The organism is Siphonobacter aquaeclarae, from assembly GCF_900103285.1.
Taxonomy (GTDB): domain Bacteria; phylum Bacteroidota; class Bacteroidia; order Cytophagales; family Spirosomataceae; genus Siphonobacter; species Siphonobacter aquaeclarae.
On the sequence record NZ_FNGS01000005.1, the window covers coordinates 562,088 to 579,558 of the forward strand.

The 17,471-nt window shown below is 55.4% G+C and carries 15 protein-coding genes; 10 read left to right on the forward strand and 5 right to left on the reverse strand.

The window, feature by feature from the left end; all coding sequences use genetic code 11:
• Positions 1-19: 19 nt before the first annotated feature.
• The 3 genes from BLR09_RS15550 to BLR09_RS15560 all read left to right on the forward strand — a co-directional run bounded on the left by BLR09_RS15550 (position 20) and on the right by BLR09_RS15560 (position 2,553).
• A complete protein-coding gene (locus BLR09_RS15550) occupies positions 20-472 on the forward strand; it encodes a carboxymuconolactone decarboxylase family protein (protein ID WP_093204070.1) in 453 nt (150 codons plus the stop codon).
• Between the two features lie 213 nt (positions 473-685).
• Complete coding sequence (locus BLR09_RS15555) at positions 686-1,723, forward strand: AMP-binding protein (protein WP_093204073.1); 1,038 nt, start codon at positions 686-688, stop codon at positions 1,721-1,723.
• A 53-nt stretch (positions 1,724-1,776) separates the two neighbouring features.
• A complete protein-coding gene (locus BLR09_RS15560; RefSeq protein WP_093204075.1) occupies positions 1,777-2,553 on the forward strand; it encodes a hypothetical protein in 777 nt (258 codons plus the stop codon).
• Here BLR09_RS15560 and BLR09_RS15565 read toward each other — a convergent pair.
• Complete coding sequence (locus BLR09_RS15565; protein WP_176785569.1) at positions 2,550-3,503, reverse strand: helix-turn-helix transcriptional regulator; 954 nt, start codon at positions 3,501-3,503, stop codon at positions 2,550-2,552. The two genes, BLR09_RS15560 and BLR09_RS15565, sit on opposite strands and share 4 nt — an antisense overlap.
• 190 nt (positions 3,504-3,693) lie before the next feature.
• Between BLR09_RS15565 and BLR09_RS15570 the strand changes: the two genes are divergently transcribed.
• The 4 genes from BLR09_RS15570 to BLR09_RS15585 all read left to right on the forward strand — a co-directional run bounded on the left by BLR09_RS15570 (position 3,694) and on the right by BLR09_RS15585 (position 10,296).
• Positions 3,694-6,540, forward strand: a complete 2,847-nt coding sequence (locus BLR09_RS15570) for a TolB family protein (protein WP_176785570.1) — start codon at positions 3,694-3,696, stop codon at positions 6,538-6,540.
• A gap of 172 nt (positions 6,541-6,712) precedes the next feature.
• Entirely contained in the window at positions 6,713-7,858 is a 1,146-nt protein-coding gene (locus BLR09_RS15575; RefSeq protein ID WP_143011115.1) for a hypothetical protein, read from the forward strand.
• Between the two features lie 163 nt (positions 7,859-8,021).
• Positions 8,022-9,530: a S10 family peptidase gene (locus BLR09_RS15580; protein ID WP_093204289.1), complete on the forward strand. Its 1,509-nt coding sequence runs from the start codon at positions 8,022-8,024 to the stop codon at positions 9,528-9,530.
• A gap of 115 nt (positions 9,531-9,645) precedes the next feature.
• On the forward strand, positions 9,646-10,296 hold the full coding sequence (locus BLR09_RS15585) for a hypothetical protein (protein ID WP_093204083.1): 651 nt from the start codon (positions 9,646-9,648) through the stop codon (positions 10,294-10,296).
• Positions 10,297-10,492: 196 nt separating this feature from the next.
• On the opposite strand, the gene BLR09_RS15590 is transcribed toward BLR09_RS15585, so the two are convergent.
• The 4 genes from BLR09_RS15590 to BLR09_RS15605 are packed head-to-tail and all read right to left on the reverse strand — an operon-like array spanning position 10,493 to position 15,420.
• A complete protein-coding gene (locus BLR09_RS15590; protein ID WP_093204086.1) occupies positions 10,493-11,962 on the reverse strand; it encodes an MBOAT family O-acyltransferase in 1,470 nt (489 codons plus the stop codon).
• Positions 11,940-13,190 (reverse strand): GDSL-type esterase/lipase family protein, encoded by a 1,251-nt coding sequence (locus BLR09_RS15595; protein ID WP_093204088.1) that lies wholly within the window; start codon positions 13,188-13,190, stop codon positions 11,940-11,942. Before BLR09_RS15595 ends, BLR09_RS15590 begins: the two co-directional genes overlap by 23 nt.
• On the reverse strand, positions 13,105-14,505 hold the full coding sequence (locus BLR09_RS15600; RefSeq protein ID WP_176785571.1) for an SGNH/GDSL hydrolase family protein: 1,401 nt from the start codon (positions 14,503-14,505) through the stop codon (positions 13,105-13,107). The genes BLR09_RS15595 and BLR09_RS15600 overlap by 86 nt, the downstream gene beginning before the upstream one ends.
• Before the next feature lie 30 nt (positions 14,506-14,535).
• A complete protein-coding gene (locus BLR09_RS15605) occupies positions 14,536-15,420 on the reverse strand; it encodes a bifunctional 5,10-methylenetetrahydrofolate dehydrogenase/5,10-methenyltetrahydrofolate cyclohydrolase (RefSeq protein WP_093204093.1) in 885 nt (294 codons plus the stop codon).
• Positions 15,421-15,594: 174 nt separating this feature from the next.
• Here BLR09_RS15605 and BLR09_RS15610 point away from each other — a divergent pair, with 174 nt between their 5' ends.
• The 3 genes from BLR09_RS15610 to menB all read left to right on the forward strand — a co-directional run bounded on the left by BLR09_RS15610 (position 15,595) and on the right by menB (position 17,441).
• Positions 15,595-15,951, forward strand: coding sequence for a hypothetical protein (locus tag BLR09_RS15610; RefSeq protein ID WP_093204096.1), 357 nt, complete (start codon positions 15,595-15,597; stop codon positions 15,949-15,951).
• A 118-nt stretch (positions 15,952-16,069) separates the two neighbouring features.
• Positions 16,070-16,558, forward strand: coding sequence for a DUF2452 domain-containing protein (locus BLR09_RS15615; RefSeq protein ID WP_093204098.1), 489 nt, complete (start codon positions 16,070-16,072; stop codon positions 16,556-16,558).
• 25 nt (positions 16,559-16,583) lie between these two features.
• A complete protein-coding gene (menB, locus tag BLR09_RS15620) occupies positions 16,584-17,441 on the forward strand; it encodes a 1,4-dihydroxy-2-naphthoyl-CoA synthase (RefSeq protein ID WP_093204291.1) in 858 nt (285 codons plus the stop codon).
• Positions 17,442-17,471 lie beyond the last annotated feature (30 nt).

Sequence of the window (17,471 nt, forward strand, 5' to 3'; positions counted from 1 at the left end):
ATCAATCTCTATTCTTTTGATGGAACGTATTCCTTCCTCCGAATTACCCCAAGGCCTGATGGCGGCCATGCGCCATGTACAGGCATATGTTGACCGCTCCGGCCTTGACCGCAAGCTTCTCGAACTCATGCGGACCCGCGTTTCCCAACTCAACGGCTGCGCCTATTGCCTCGACATGCACTACAAGGAGGCTATTGACGCCGGTGAGACGCCTCTGCGGTTGATTTCCGTATCCGTTTGGCGGGAAGCACCCTACTACAGCGATGCCGAGCGTGCCGTGTTCGCCTACGCCGAATTTCTGACGCGTATGCCCGAAGCCGAAGAAGCAGACCCGCATTATGCTGCACTGGGCAACCATTTCACCCGCGACGAAATCGCCTTCCTAACGCTGGCTGTCACCCAGATCAACGGCTGGAACCGGCTGGTACGGTCGTTCGGGTTTGTGGCGGGAAATTATGAGGTGAGGAAGTAGGGAGGGTTGGGGGTTTAGGGTTTAGGGTTTAGGGTTTAGGGTTTAGGGTTTAGAGTTTAGAGTTTAGGGTTTAGAGTTTAGGGTTGGGGGTTGAGAGTTTAGAGTTGGGGGCGGGCGACTGTATTCGCCAACCCCCAACTCTAAACCCTAAACTTTAAACTCTAAACCCAAAACTCCCAACCCAAAACTCCCTAAACCCCGTATTTTCGCCCCATGATCCGACTTACCACACCCCTGCCAAATCCCGGAACCGAATACGAACGGGAGGCAGTGGCATTTTGCCGGGAATGGCTCGAGGGGCAGCCGGCATTTCAGTTGCAGACCTCCGGGTCGACGGGTACTCCCAAGCCCATTGTTCTCACCCGGTACCAGATGGAGGCATCTGCGCGGCTCACCGGCGATACCTTCGGGCTGGAGCCGGGCGACAAGGCTCTCTGCTGCCTTAACATCCGGTACATTGGCGGAAGGATGATGCTGGTACGCACACTCGAGCTGGGCCTCGACACCTGGCTGGTAGAGCCTGACGCTGAGCCGCTCCGCGGTTTGGAGGAGATTCCGTTCGCCTTTGCCGCCTTTGTACCCCTTCAGCTGCAAACGTTGCTGGGTCACACAGACCGGTACCTGCCCGCATTAAGCCGGATGAAGGCCATCATCATTGGCGGAGCGGCGGTATCCGGTGCCTTGCTGGAGCAATTGCAGGTTATTCAGGCGCCGGTTTATTCAACCTACGGCATGACCGAAACCGTCTCCCACATTGCTATTCAGCGGCTGAACGGCCCGGATGCAGACGGACTTTTTCATGCCCTCAAAGGCGTCGATCTTTCCCTCGACGGTCGACAGTGTCTTGCTATCACAGCCGCCGCTTCCAACCACGAACGCATTCAAACCAACGATGTCGCTGAGTTATTTCCGGATGGATCCTTCCGCCTGCTGGGTCGCTTCGACAACATCATCAACTCAGGCGGTATCAAAATTCAGCTCGAAAAAACGGAGCAACTGGCAGAAACACGTCTGGCCCGCTTCTTCCCCGATTCCCGGTTCTTTGCCTGGGGTTTTCCGGACGAGCGGCTCGGGCAGAAACTGGGCCTTGTCGTCGAAACGACGCAGATTCCGGATGCGGAAGAAATCCTCACCGAATTACGCGGCCTCTTTCCGCCTTATCAGCACCCGCAATTAATCCGGTCGATTTCCGCTTTTTCGGAGACGCCGTCGGGCAAAATCGACAAGCGACAAACCGTCGCCCGCCTCTGAGCGTCGGGTAAATTCGCCCCGAAGCGTTACTTTCGCACCCGAGACAGTTAATTATGGAACACGCGATCCGATCAGTTACGATCCATTACCAGACCGCCGATATTATTCCGGCGCCTTACTCCCATCATATTTCGTTTACAGCGACCGTCAACAGCAAACAGGAGTTACAAACTTCTTTCAGGATTGAATACCTGGACCGGGAGGAACTGACAGAAGAAGAAATCGAAAGTGAAGGATTTACCGGCGACGACGATTTCGCCTGGGAAGGTACCCTCGCACCGGCCTGGACAGCCCAGATTACCCGGCTTCTTAGCCGTACCGACTACCACCGGGCAGGGCGGCAACCCGCCGAATCAGAAAACTGGATTACGGTAGAAGGAGAAGCAGACAGTGTTTTCAGCGGAAGTCCCCGCAACCATGAAGAGTGGGAATACCTCTCCCAGGAGCTGATGCAGGCCGTTTATGAGACGGCGCGCCTGGAAGCCCCCCTTCGCATTACCTACCTGAAACTGGAAAAGGACGGCTCCGACCGCCTGGATATCAGCGTATTATTTGCAACAAGAAGCATTGAGACACTGCTCAGCCGGCCGGCCGGCAAGAAAAACGGTACGCTGAACTGGGATACCCTCAACCCCGTACTAAAACTCATTTATACCGGGGATTTCCTTCCTGAAAAAGCCATTCAGCGCGAACCCCGCCAACCCGGTCGCTACCTCGAAATCGGCGACGGCCTCTGGTATGAACTCGGGGTATCGCTCGTGAACCCGCCGGGAAATCACCGTTTCCTGAGTCATATTGAAAAGACCCTCGACGGTTTGCTAAATAACTAACGCTTCACGCGCTCCAGTTCGAGACGAAGTTCGTCCACCAGCGAACGTACGCGATCGATCGAAAGCGCCGGTTCCGGCAGCTGCTGGCTGAAAAAGCCCTTCACAGCCCAGATTTCGAGGATATCCTTAACGGGAAGCTCCATCGAACGTACGCCGGGGCTGTCGGAACTCAATAGCAACGTATTCTTGATTTTTAGTTCGTTGTAGATCCGGCGGTACAGAAAACCGTGGTGATTGGCTACAATGAGGTAGTGCTTGCCGTCCTCGGCCGTAAACCAGTCTTCTACTTTTTCTCCGACGACTATCGCGCCCGGAAAGACAAAATCATCTCCCGCTTCGAACGCCCGTAACGTTCCTCTTCCGGCAAATGGCCACTGAAAATCAGGCAATTCCCGAATAAACTCCGGATGACGGAATTTATGCAGGTAATCGTCCAGCAAGGCACGGCGCACCAGCCGGATACCCGCGGCCTCCCGTACTTCCCTGACGGGTTCGGATAGTACGACCGGGTCCTTCCTCCGTTCTACTATTGGCGGCACTACCGGAAGCGGCCCATAGTCCAGCCGGTTGAGTTTGCGGAGGGTTACCCGCTGCGCCACCAGTTGCACCTGTGACTTTTCCCGCAGATAGGTGTCTACTACTTTCTGAATAGGTTGCGGCGGCCGGGGCGTCTCCGGCTTGAACACCGGCGGTGGTGGCGGCGAGGCGGCCGGACCAAGATCCAGGCTGGGTGTATCCCTGATCCGGCGGAGATCGGTCGTAAGCAGCTGATCGATCGAAACGCCAAACAGCTGAGACAGCTTAATCAACGCTTCCCGCGGTGGATTGGCCCTTGCTTCCTCATAGGCACCGATATTCGGCCGCTTGGTCCCGATGCGCCGGGCCAGTTGCTCCTGCGTCAGGTCGTTCCGGCTCCGCAGGTACCGTATGTTTTCACTGATGATACTCATGTTCCCCGTGAATGACAAAACTTTTAGCAAAACTAGAGAAAAACCGTGCGGAGTCAAGTTTTTCAGCCTTTTCCCGCAAATCAGGGGATTTTTTCCGGAGACAGGCCCTGCGAACAGTATTCTCTTCCTCATCCCAATGGGTTATGACGAACTCCTTCTACTTTTGCGGGCATACGTCCCCCAGCTACCCATGAAATTACCGGTCTGTCTGCTTGCCTTTATGCTGCCGTTCGGAGCGTTTGCTCAACTCGGCAGTACGGTTCAAAATCCATCATCCGTCAAATGGTCCCAGATCAAAACACCGCACTTCCGGGTGATTTTTCCCAGGGGACAGGATTCGGTCGGTACGCGGCTCGCGCATACCCTCGAAACGGTCTATGAACCGGTATCGAAGACGCTGGGGAAGAAACCACGCCCGATTTCCCTCGTTCTGCAAAATCAGACGACGGTCTCGAATGGGTTCGTCACCCTATTGCCCCGGCATTCGGAGTTTTACATTACGTCTCCGCAGGACGCCAACTTTGTCGGACTGAACCGCTGGCTCGACCTGCTGTCGGTACACGAGTTCCGGCATGTCGTTCAAAATGACAAGGCACTGACCGGTTTCAGCAAGATTCTTTATTACGGATTCGGATACAATGCACTCAGTTTCATCAACATAGGTATCCCGGACTGGTTTACGGAAGGCGACGCCGTCTGTACCGAAACGGCGCTCACGCCCGGCGGCCGCGGTCGGATTCCGGAATTCAACCTCCTCTTCCGTACGCAACTCACCAGTCGCAAGACGCCTTTTTCCTATTCGAAAGCCGTAGCAGGATCTTACCGCGATAACATTCCGGACTGGTATGTCCTTGGCTACCACCTGGCAAACTACGCCCGCCGTACCTATGGCCCGGATATCTGGGACAAGACGCTGCAGAGGTACTATTCCTTTCCGCTCTATCCCTTTTCGTTTTCGAATAGTCTCAGAAAAAGTACCGGGCATAAAATCGAGCAACTCTATACCGACGCGCTCGCCGATTTCCGCCGTGAATGGACCACGGAAGACGCGCAGTATACACCCGTGCAGGACGTACCGGCGTCTCCGGCAAAAGTATATACCGACTATGTTACACCACAGTACCTCGCCGACGGTCGGCTGGTCGCGCTGCGATCAGGCCTCGCGGATATTCCGGCTTTTGTGACACTCGATGGAAAAACCGAGCGTCAGGTACATCAAACCGGCTTCGTCAATAATTCAGCGACACTTTCCACAGGCGGGAAAATAATAGTCTGGGCCGAACAGCATTTCGATCCCCGCTGGGGTATGCGGGACTATACCGTGATTAAATCGATGGACGTCGACTTCCGGAACCTGAACCAGCTCACGTTCAAAAGCCGGTATTTCGCGCCGACGCTCTCGCCCGATGCCTCCCGCCTGGTAGTAGTGGAAACGGAAACTTCCGGAAACAGCCGCCTGGTATTGCTGAATGGCTACGACGGCTCGCTGCGGCGGGTATTTAACAACCCGGACGGGGCGTTTTTGCAGCAACCGCGCTTTTTGGAGGACGGAAAACACGTCGTCTTCATCGCCCAACAGGCCGCCCGCAAGTACCTCCGCGTCCTCGATACGGATTCCGGTAGTCAGGAAACGCTTTTCGAAACCGGGAATGAAAACATTGCCCAGCCGGTCGTGTCCGGCAAATGGGTTTTCTATAATTCTCCCCTGTCGGGTATTGACAATATCTATGCGTTCGATACTGAAACGAAGATTCACTATCAGGTAACGAACCGGCCCTTCGGCGCCTACCACGTCACGGTATCTCCCGACGGTAAAACACTGGCGTTTCAGGACTTCCGGAGCGAAGGATTCCGGATTGCGACAATACCGTTTGAACCGGGTACCTGGAAGAAAAAAGAGGAAGTACGTCCCGCAGCGACGCGCGCTTTCGGCCCGCTGGTCCAGCAGGAAAACCAGGGAAATATCCTGAAGCAGGTACCGTCGGGGCCGCTTGCGGTCAAGCCGTATTCCAAAGCCAATTTGTTTAATATCTATGGATGGGGGCCGGTGTTTGAGTCAACCGGTACGGGACTTACCCTCGGCTTGCAGTCGCAGAACCTGCTTTCCACCACATTTGCCTCCGCCGGATACGGATATGACGCCGGCGAGCGCCGCGGCCGCTGGTTCGGCAACTTCAGTTACCTGGGCTGGTTTCCGGTGATTGACGTCGGTGTAGTCAGTGCCGAGCGCAGTACTACCCTGCCGATCGACCGCGCCCAGCCAATCGACAGCATGCGGACGGATCGCTGGCGGCAAAACGAACTGAATATCGGCCTGCGCCTACCCCTCATTCTGACCCATTCGAAATACCGGGAAGGGCTTAACCTGTCCGTTCAGGCAAATTTTATCCAGACAAAAGGGTATGACCTGCCCCGGCGCTACCTCGATGAACCGGGAACGAATAACCTCGCCGCTACTACCCTGGCCTTCGCCTATTCCCGCCTCCTGCGGCAGGCCAAACGGGATGTACAGCCCCGGCTCGGGCAGGTCCTTTCGCTGTATGCCCGGAATACACCTTTCGGCGGGGTACTGAGCGGAAACCTGTTTGCCGCCCAGGCACGGCTCTTTTTCCCCGGATTGGCGAAGCATCATTCCCTGCGGCTGTTCGGCGGCATGCAGTTTCAGGGCAGCGGGGATTCGTATTCTTTCGGTAGCCCCATGTTCTTCCCGCGCGGCTATTCGTATGTGAGTACAGATCAATTGTATACCGGTACGATTCAGTATCAGCTGCCACTGGCTTATCCGGACTGGAACCTGGGCCGGTTGTTGTACATCCAGCGTATCAAACTAAATGCTTTCGGCGATTTCGGGCAGGGGATTTCGGGGGAAAACGACCGCAGCCGCTTCGTGCAGCAGTACCGGTCGGCGGGTCTCGACCTGAGCTTTGAATTTAACGTGCTGCGCCTCCGCCAGCCGTTCGAAGCCGGCCTCCGCGCCGTGTGGACAGAGCAGAAAGGCATGTTGATTCAGCCGCTGGTAGTGGACATCGGATTTTAGGTGGCAATCGGCTTTCGGCAATCGGCTTTCGGCTTTCAGCGAATTTCCCCCCATACCCATGCCCTATGCTCCATGCCCCCTGCCCTTTCCGTCGCCCCCAACCGCCCGTCTGTCGACCAAATTGCTTTTCACCAGCGAAACAGCGTACTTGACAACTGGTAATTCGTTTGTCATGCGTTTTTTGTGTTGTATGCTGCTGCTCGGGGCGATGTCCGCCGGGGCACAAACCGGGCCGAAGCCCTTTCTGATTTATTACGGCTGGCCATCACTGATTAATAATTCCGGGGGAACGGTCGTCACAGCCGCCAGCCAGTTTGCCCAATACCGCTATGTAGTCCTTGGAAACGGCCTGGAGGACGCCACTCACGGCGACCATGCGAAAACCACGCAAATTATCCAGCATCCGATCACAGCAAACGTCACGTTTTTCGGCTACATCGATCTTGGAGTTACGACGCAGAATCTGACCATCGCCGATATACAGAACCGTGTGCAACTATGGAAGGCGATGGGTATCGACGGCATTTTTCTGGACGACTATGGCTATGACTACGGTGTTAGCCGCCAGCGTCAGAACGACGTCGTCCAATACATTCATAATCAGGGCCTGCCGGTCGTCGCAAACGCCTGGAACGCCGATCATGCCTTCGGCTCCTTTCCCGATCCGACCTATAATCCGTCCGGCATATCTACTGTCCTGAATGCCGGAGATTATTACCTGTCGGAAAGCTTTGCCGTTTCCAGCTGGAACTACGATCCCAACTGGGTCAACAAAGCAGCCTGGCTGGAGGGATACCGCAATGCAAGACATTTTAAGATACTGGCCACGACAACTACCGATCTGGCCAACCGCAGCAATTTCGACCAGAACCGGATGAACTACGCCTGGTTTTGCGCCGCCGTTTATGGCTATGAAGGTCTCGCCTGGGGAGAATACTCCTACTCGGCCAGTGGCAGTAATAATACCGTTGCTCCCTTCCGCCCCAGGCCCGGGTCAGGCTTTGGGACCCGGTACGTCGATCCGCCGGGACAAGCAGGCACACGTGTTTTCCGGAATACTGACAGCGGGCAGCTATGGGTCAATACCGCGTCTAATCTGTATGGATTTACCGGCTGCGGTACCTGTCAAACCCTCTCGGCGGGCAATTGGCACGCTCCGGCTACCTGGAGCTGCGGGCGGGTCCCTCTTCCCTGTGACGATGTCACTGTCTCACACGCGGTAACCCTCTCTACCGCCGACGGACAAGCCAAAACCCTGCAACTGAATAGCCAGCTGATTTATGCGGCGGCGTTTAAAATCCGTGTGGGAATTCCTTGAGGGTTTTCGGTTTGCAGTTTTCGGTTTTCAGTTGGATTGGCGAATGCGGCTGCAGGTCAGAACTGCAAACCGAAAACTTCTCACCGCCGGCTTTCGTCTCTTTTCTGCCACGCGTAATCACCGGGATGTTATATTGCCTCTGAACGCATCAACATCCCGTTTCATGAAGCTTGTACCTCTACTTGCCTGTTTGTTGTTTACCTCCGGCGTCATCGCACAAGGCGCCAAACCGGAAGAAAAAAGTGCTGCCCCTGCCCCCTCCCCCGGAGCGCCGGTTGAAACCAAAGGAACCGTTACCATCAAGGGCCAGACCATTTCTTACACCGCCCGCACCGGCTACCTGACCATCAAAGACGAAGCCGGAAAGCCCAAAGCCAATATTTTCTTTACGGCATATACCAAAGACGGCGTTTCAGATCTGTCGAAACGGCCGGTGACGTATACCTTCAACGGTGGTCCCGGTTCGGCATCGCTCTGGCTGCACCTTGGCTGCATCGGTCCGAAGCGCATTCCGATGACTGAAAAGGGAGAGGCGCTTTCGCCTCCCTACTCCCTCGTCAATAACGAATACAGCTGGCTGGATAAAACCGACCTGGTCTTCATCGATCCGGTAAATACGGGTTACAGCCGTGCGGTGACCGGCGAAAACGAGAAGCAGTTTCTGGGCTATGTGGAAGATATCGAGTCGGTAGGAGAATTCATCCGCCTCTATACGACCCGCTATGGGCGGTGGGGCTCCCCGAAATTTCTTGCCGGGGAAAGTTACGGCACTACGCGCGCCGCCGGGCTTTCGGGATACCTGCAGGACAAATACAACCTCTATATCAACGGAGTAGCGTTAATTTCCTCCATTCTCAACTTTCAGACGGCCCGTTTTGACCGGGGTAATGACCTGCCTTACGCGCTCTTTCTGCCTACTTATGCAGCAATGGCCTGGTACCACAAGAAAATTGGTGCGGAATACCAGGGCGACCTCGCCAAAACCATGCTGGCCGTCCGGGAATTTGCCCGCAACGAATACAATACAGCCCTTATGAAAGGGGACTTGCTGACGGAAGCGGAAGAAAATCAGGTGATTGAGAAACTCTCCCGGTTTACCGGTCTTTCGAAAGAATACCTGAAGAATACCCGTATGCGGATCGAAATCGGTCGTTTTGTGAAGGAACTGCTTCGCGACGAAGGAAAGACCGCCGGTCGTCTCGACGGCCGCATCACCGGAACCGACTTCGACAATGCCGGGGATCGGTACGAATTCGATCCAAGCCTCGATGCGACCATCTCCGGACCGTATTCTACGGCGATGAACCAGTATGTCCGTCAGGATCTGAAGTATGAAAACGACCTGCCGTATCTCGTCCTGACCAGCCGCGTCTATCCCTGGAATTACAATAACGTGCAGAATCAGTACCTCAACGTCGCCGAAACCTTGCGCCAGGCGATGAGCAAAAACCCCTACCTGAAGGTCTGGGTGGGCGCGGGTTATTACGACCTGGCTACTCCCTTTTTCGCGGCGGAGTATACCTTCCAGCACATGGGTCTAAAGCCGGAACAGCGAAAAAACGTCTCCTTTACCTATTACGAGGCCGGGCACATGATGTACATCCACAAACCCTCGCTGATTCAGCTCAAAAAAGACGCCGATACCTTTTTTGACAACGCGCTGAAACCCTGATACTCCGGTCGGTTTTCACTCTTTTTAACGGTGGGAATTCCGCGGAATTACTCGGATTTGTGACGGGATAATCTACATTTCCATCGTAATAATGTTACGCCAATCCTTTAATCTCATGAAAAAGCTCCTTTTCCTCCTCGCTTTGCTGACCACTACGGTCTTTGGACAAAACCGGCCGGAACGTCATCGGCCGGGAGACGATCGTTTCGCTGAAGTATCGGTTTTCCCTTCTCCCAATTTTCAAGGTCGTCCGGAAACCTACCGGGAAGGAAATTATGCCAGTATCAATCTCCGCGGCGGCTTCGGCTCGCTACGCGTACCCCGGGGATTTGTGGTTGAAGCGTTCGCTCAGCCGAATTTCCGAGGCCCGTCGACCCGCTTCAGCCAGGACGTAGCACGTCTGGAGGGCTGGTCGGGCCGGATTCGCTCCTTCCGTGTCGTTCGCGAGAACGACCGCCCCGGATTCCCGGACCGTCCCGGCCAGGGCAATCCCGGCCGACCGGGCGACGACGTAGTGGTACTCTTTGAGGATGATAATTTCCGGGGAAGTACTGCCTCGCTGACCGTCGGCCGTCATACCTCCGTGTCACTCGGCGCGCTGCGCGGCCAGGCTTCGTCGATCCGCGTTCCGAGAGGCTATACGGTACAGGTGTTTGGAAATGACCGGTTCTCAGGACCCTCCTACACGTTTACCGAATCATCCGACCGACTGCGCAACCAGAACTGGAACGATCGGATTTTCTCGGTGATTGTGAAGCGGCGATAGGTTTATAATGCGGTAGGCTGTAAGCTTTAAGCTTTAAGCTATAGGCGGGTGGCAAGTCTCCACGAATATCTCCAGAGATTTCGAATCCAGGCAATGCACAAAGAGGCACGCTCTGAATGGAGCGTGCCTCTTTGTGTTTACTCGCTGATGCAGCGTACCGTCTATAGCTTAAAGCATACAGCCTATAGCCCCCGACCTAAAACTGAAAATAAATAAACGGCTGTACCTCAGCCGATTGAATCTGCGTCATTAGCAAAATGACGGCCAGCAGCCATGCCAGCTTACCCGCCAGCGGCATTCGCGCCATGACCGCTTCTGACCAGTTTTCGACCGATTTCGGGAGGAAATGGAGGGCATAGCCGAGTACCATCAGTGCCAGTACGTACCGATAGCCACTGACAAATTCGGGCAGAATGGAAATGTCGAACTGCGTCGCGATCTGATTAAGGACTTCGGTAGCTGTCTGCACGTTATCCGCCCGGAAGAATATCCAGCAAAAACAGACAAAGTGAAATGTCAACAGCTGCGCAATGAACCTGGGCATCGGATAGGCTCCCGGAGCGAAGTACTCCCGGAAAAACCGGTGTACGCCCAGCGCCAGGCCGTGCAATGCCCCCCAGATCACAAACCGCCAGGCTGCGCCGTGCCAGAGGCCGCCCAGCAGCATGGTCAGGAAGAGATTGAGGTACGTCCGGAACCTGCCTTTTCGGTTACCGCCCAGGGAGATATACAGGTAGTCGCGCAGCCAGCTGGAAAGCGAAATATGCCAGCGGCGCCAGAATTCGGCCACATTGCGGGACTGATACGGGGAATCGAAGTTCAACGGGTACTGGAACCCGAGGAGCAGCGCGATACCAATCGCCATGTCCGAGTATCCGGAGAAATCGCAGTAAATCTGAAGCGCATACCCATACACACCTACCAGGTTTTCCAGACCGGAATACAGCGTCGGATTGTCAAATACCCGGTCAACAAAGTTGATACTGATGTAATCCGAAATGACGACCTTCTTGAACAGACCGGCTCCGATGAGAAAGACGGCACGTCCGAATTGCTCGCGGGTTACTACCGCCGGGCGGTAGAGCTGCGGGATAAAATCCTTTGCCCGGACAATCGGCCCGGCTACCAGCTGCGGGAAAAACGACACGAAAAAGGCATAGTCAAGAATGCTCTTGACCGGCTTGATTTCATTACGGTAAATATCAAGGGTATAGCTCAGGGATTGAAACGTGTAAAACGACACCCCGACCGGCAGGAATATCGGCAGCGGATCAAAGGGTTGCCGGGCGATTTCCGTCCAGACTTCGTAAAAAAAATTCGTGTACTTGAAGTAGGCCAGCAGTCCCAGGTTCAGGATCAGGTTGAGTATCAACCAGAAACGTTTTACCCAGGTACGTTGCGCATCGTAAATCATCCAGCCTAGTACATAGTCAACTACAGTCGCCAGCACCAGCAGCAGAAAGTACCACCCTGAGGATTTGTAATAGAAGTATAGAGAAAACGCCGTTACGAAGATGACCTTCGCACGGTGGTATGGCTGAATCAGTACATAAATTGTAGAAAATCCGAGAAATAGCCACAGGAACAGCCCGCTGTTGAACAGCATCGGCGCATTCGGTTGGTAGCGGAGTACCTCCGCCAGTTTATCGAGGTCGATTGGCAACATACTGGTTGAAAGAATTCATCAGGGCATCGTACAGCAGCCGGCCCTGAAGCTCGTACCCCTGGCGGGTATAGTGGACGCCGTCGCGTTGGATCAGGTGTTTTTTTTGCCAATAGGTCGCCGGACCGGTAATACCATACAAATCCCAGCAGGGAAGCTGGTGGTCGGTCGCATACCGCAGGATCGTTTCGCGGACTTCGGCCATTTTCGGGTTCGGAACGCGGCGCCGGCGATAGCTTTTAAAGGAATCTGCCGGTGTCGTCAGTAAAATAGACGCTTCCGGATTTGCCTTCCGGAGAGATTGTACCAGGCCGGCGATCTGGCTGTAAAACTCGTCGCCGGTCAGCCTCGGTGCGAACGCCTCGTTTGTACCCAGCGAAATCACGATCAGGTTAGGCGCAAGGCCTTTCGTCTGCTCGGCGAAATAGGTCGCCGCCTTGTAATGACTGTATTGCGCACCGTTGACGCCAACAGTATGATACAATACGCCCGGCTGCCCGTTTTCAAGGCTGAAACCAAACAGCGTCGCGTGGTTCTGCTGATCGGCGGTACGCACCGGTTCCAGCGTAAACTGGTCGTTCAGTTCAGGCAGTTGAACGGTAATGGGTGATTGGCTGTCGGAGATACCCGACGCCTGCGCAGTTCCCAGTACAGCACCGGAGTCATCCAGAATGCGGTAATCAAAACTATGCTCGTCGCGCAGGCAGAACAACCGGACACGGTCGAACTGATACCCCAGCGACGAATCCGACCGGATCTGCACCGTAATTTTCCGACCCGGATGTGCATTGCGGACCGTCACCCCGCCGATACCGATGGGCAGCGGCTGATCGGGAAACGTACACCGCTTGGATTCCCAAACGGTATCGCAAATCGTTTTGAACGTATGGGGCTCGTTGGTTCGGGCAACGTGCAGCGGAACCACGAGACCGCGGCCGGCATTTCCGAACTCGTATTGAAAATTCTTCCGCAGGACATTCGTCAGAAAATCAGCCTGCAGGTGGGAATCGCCGATATGCAGGATATTCACGACACCTGTGTGGTGCGTGCGCAGCCCGTCGAGCTGACTGAAAAACTGCTCCAGGCCGCTCTCCTGCCCGATCATGTTACCGACAGGGCGGGCGGTCCGGTGGCTGACCACCTGTTCAGAAATGACGGATGCTGTCTGCGCCTGTATCCGTCCTGCCAGCAGGCAGCTCAGCAGCAGCCCGGGAAGAATTCTTCTGATCATATCTCTTCTTTTCAAACAGCAGCGCGCCCGCAAGCAGGTTCGCTATTTTCCGTCCACCCGCATACTTGAGGTGGGTATAATCCTTGTTTGCCAGACCGGCGTTGACCATGCGGACCATGGATCCGGGTCCGCCCATCGCCTCCCAGAGGTTCCAGAACGTGACGCCCGTTTTCCGGGACATCTCCCGCTGCGCTTCGATCAGCCGCGGAATACTCGGGAAAGAAACGTAGGAACCGTCCTTTCTCGTACTTCTGTCCGACACGCCGACGACGAGAATACTTGCCTCCGGGAATCCCTTTTTGATCCGTTCGATCGCGGACATCATCTTCGGGACATACCAGCCCAGTTGCTGGGTATTCGGCTGAATAACGTTCAAGCCATACTGAAGAATAACGAGCTTATAATGCTGTAAATCATTAAACTGCCGGTACATATCTTCCGACACTCCGAGCAATCCCCAGCCGGAATTACCGCGGATGCTGAAGTTGTCGACATATACGCCGTTGTTATTCTCGAAACTCACGCCATACATATTCAGCCCTTTCGGGAAGGAAAACTGGATTTTGCCGGCTCCGGCCGTCAGCGTCTGCGCGGCGAGGCGTCCATGCCCCTCCAGCACCGCTGGCTGGCTGCCTGCGCCTTTCCCGAGGGAATAATACAGTTCACTTGTCTGGCTGGATTTATAAAAGACGCGTACACGGTCAAAACGACTGGCGCCGTAGGGCTGGGACGTACTGTACGTCACCTGGTTATCCCCTTCCGGCACAAAACTGAAACCCGAAACACCGAGCGCAGGTCCGGATGGATCGCGCTGCAGCACCGAATAGGTTTTGATATTCCGGAACTGGTGCCGGATTGTCACCCGGAAATTGGCTACCGGAGACGTCAGCGGCACAAACCCGACGCCACGGCCTCCGAATGCTGCCTGCAGCGTATCCCGGAAGTAGCCGCACAGCATGTCTCCTTCGATAAAGGAATCCCCGAAAAACGCCACCCGTACCGGTTCATTGGGCGCCTGTTCTTCCAGCGCCTTCATAAACCGGGTCAGGCCTTCCCCTTTCGCGTCAAAATCCTCGACGCAGGTCCGGCCTTTCGGGCAGGGAAGCTCCTTTTCGGGCTTCGGCGCTTCCGCTGGCGGTTTTACCTTCGCCACCGGGGGCGCAGGCGGCAAAACCGCCAGCGTATCCTGCTGGATATCGGACAAAATATTAACCGGTTTCAGGGCATATTCCTGCCACTGAAGGTCCGCAGGCATAAACGAAAACGCTACCAGACAAATCACCACGAGGAGAGTCAGCAGCGGTACTTGACGCAAGGCATTGGAGGCCATCAACAAGCTTCCTTTTTATTTGGCATAAATGGCGCCTTTGGCAGCCAGAAGGGTGTTCTGCATGAGGGAGATGATCGTCATCTGCCCGACGCCGCCGGGTACCGGCGTGATGTAGCTGGTTTTGGGAGCTACTTCGTCGAATTTCACGTCACCTTTCAGGGAGAAGCCGGATTTTTTGGACGGATCGGCAACGCGCTCCAGTCCGACGTCCAGAACCACAGCTCCTTCCTTCACCATATCAGCGGTAATGAACTCGGGGCGTCCGAGTGCGCCGACCAGGATATCCGCCTGCCGGCAGATTTCGGCCAGGTTAGCGGTTTTGGAGTGCGTAATCGTGACAGTGCAGTTGCCGGGATAGGTATTGCGCTGCATGAGAATGCTCATCGGCAGGCCGACAATCTGGCTCCGGCCCACGACCACGCAATGCTTACCCGCCGTTTCAATGCCATAATGCTCAATCAGCATCAGGCAGCCCTGGGGCGTGGCCGAAACGTAAGCAGGAAGACCCTTGGCCATGCGACCGATATTGATCGGGTGAAAACCGTCCACATCCTTAGCCGGCGCGATGGTTTCCATGATCCGGTCGGGATTGATGTGTTTCGGAAGCGGCAATTGAACGATCAGGCCATCCATATCGGGATTGGCATTGATTTCCTCCACTTTACGGAGCAGTTCTTCTTCGGAAACCGTATCCGGAAAACGCACGAGCGTCGACTCGAAACCCAGCTCAGCGCAGGCCTTTACCTTGTGGGCGACATACGTTTCCGACGCCCCGTTATTCCCCACGAGGATAGCGACGAGGTGGGGAGTCTTGCCCGACTCCGCTTTAAGCTGTGTAACTTCTTCTGCGATCCGGGCCTTAAAATGGGCGGCAACGGCCTTGCCGTCAATCAATTGCATAACCTTGTCCTGTAACGATGAATGGAAAATCAGAATCCAAAGATACAGATTCCCCTGCGCTTCGCCTCGCGCAGGCCGGATATTCGCCCCGCCTGCGGGGCCTGCCGGAGGCAATGACTTGATTTCAGGCGCCTTATCTATTAGTTTCGCAGTTCCATTCCGGAGGTATACCGCATGCAACTTTCCCTCATTCCCGAAGACGAGCCTCGTTTTTTTCTGGATCTCTACGCCCGCGTCGTATTCGATTCGCGCCGCAACCGATTTCGCCTGAGGACGATCGATAACCAGCGGGTGCCGGGTAATATCGCCGTTCGGTGTCCTTCCCGGATTTTCTGTCATTTCCCGGAAGGGACGATCTATAAACTCGACGCCCGCCTGGTACAGACGACAGGCAAGCAGCCGTACCTTGTTGCAGTACGCCAGCGGAATATTCAGCGCGCCCTCGAGTTTTTCGATCATAACGTGCAGTTGCAGAAAGCGCCAATCCTCGAGATCCGGAAGGCGAAAAGCCGCCGGAAAGTCAAGGCCTGATCGTCAGGTTCTTGTTTCGTTTCTGTCAATACGCGGGCGAATCCGGGGGCTTTCCCTGACCATTTCCTGATAAACAATCCGTATTTTTGGGCGTTTTAACACAAAACCAGCGGTTCTTATGCCGGAAAACACGGAAGCCGGGGCGTTCGAAAACCCCATCAACCCAGATCATGTGGCCGAAAATCCCGGCCTGTTACCCTATGCCCATCATGCGGGGAGTGCCGTCATCCGCCCGGAAGACGAAGGCCGTATCAAAGCCAAGGCCCTGACCGCCATGCGGCAGCAGACCGGCAAGCAGTACGACCAGCTCGCCGGCCAGATGCAAACCCTGATCGAGCAGGCGAAAGTGATTCAGCGGCGCGTCGAAATTTCCGAACGGGTCTATCAGGCCACGGTGAATTTCGAGCCGTTTATCGGTCAGACGATGTACCTCTACGAACGGACCGACGGCTCTGACCTGCTCTCGCTCGTGGCGCCGGAAGAATGGGGCCGCTCGTTTCGCTACAACCGTTTCGTCGCGAAGGTGACGATGCTCTACGATCATACCTGGGACGTATTATTTTACAACGAAGACGGCGACCGGCTTGAAGTCGACCCCGCCCGATAAACCCGCTGCCAAGCAGGCCAAACACATGAGTAACCGAAATCCGAAAACAGCGCCGATTCTTACCTGGCAGTTTCCCTGGGAAACCATCCGGGAATACAAGGAAATCCGCTTTCTGTATTACGACGGTATCGCGATGATCTCCATCAATCGTCCGGAAGTACACAATGCCTTTACGCCCTTGACCGTCAAGGAAATGAGCGAAGCCATGGAGCTCGCCCGCCAGGACGAGCGCGTGGGCGTCGTCATCCTCACCGGCGAAGGCGGCCGGGCGTTCTGCTCGGGCGGCGACCAGTCGGTACGCGGCCATGGCGGATACATCGGAGATGACCATGTACCCCGTCTCAACGTCCTCGACCTTCAGAAACAGATCCGTTCCATTCCGAAGCCCGTGGTGGCGATGGTAGCCGGGTGGGCTGTCGGCGGAGGGCACGTGCTTCACGTGATCTGCGACCTCAGCATTGCTGCTGAAAATGCCCGTTTCGGTCAGACCGGCCCGAAAGTAGGCAGCTTCGACGGCGGCTTCGGCGCGAGCTACCTTGCCCGCGTGGTGGGTCAGAAAAAGGCCCGCGAAATCTGGTTCCTCTGCGATCAATACGATGCACAGGACGCCCTGAGCATGGGCCTGGTCAACAAGGTCGTACCGATCGAAAAACTCGAGGAAACGACAGTGGAATGGTGCCGCAAAATGCTGGCAAACAGCCCGATTGCCCTTCGCATGCTCAAGTCAGCCTTTAATGCCGAACTCGACGGGCAGGCGGGTATTCAGGAACTGGCCGGAAACGCCACGCTCCTCTATTACCTCAGCGATGAAGCGAAAGAAGGACAGCGGTCATTCCTCGAAAAGCGAAAACCCGACTTCCGGAAATTCCCGAAATTTCCCTGATACGGGCAGGTGGGCTTTCGGGCTCACCTG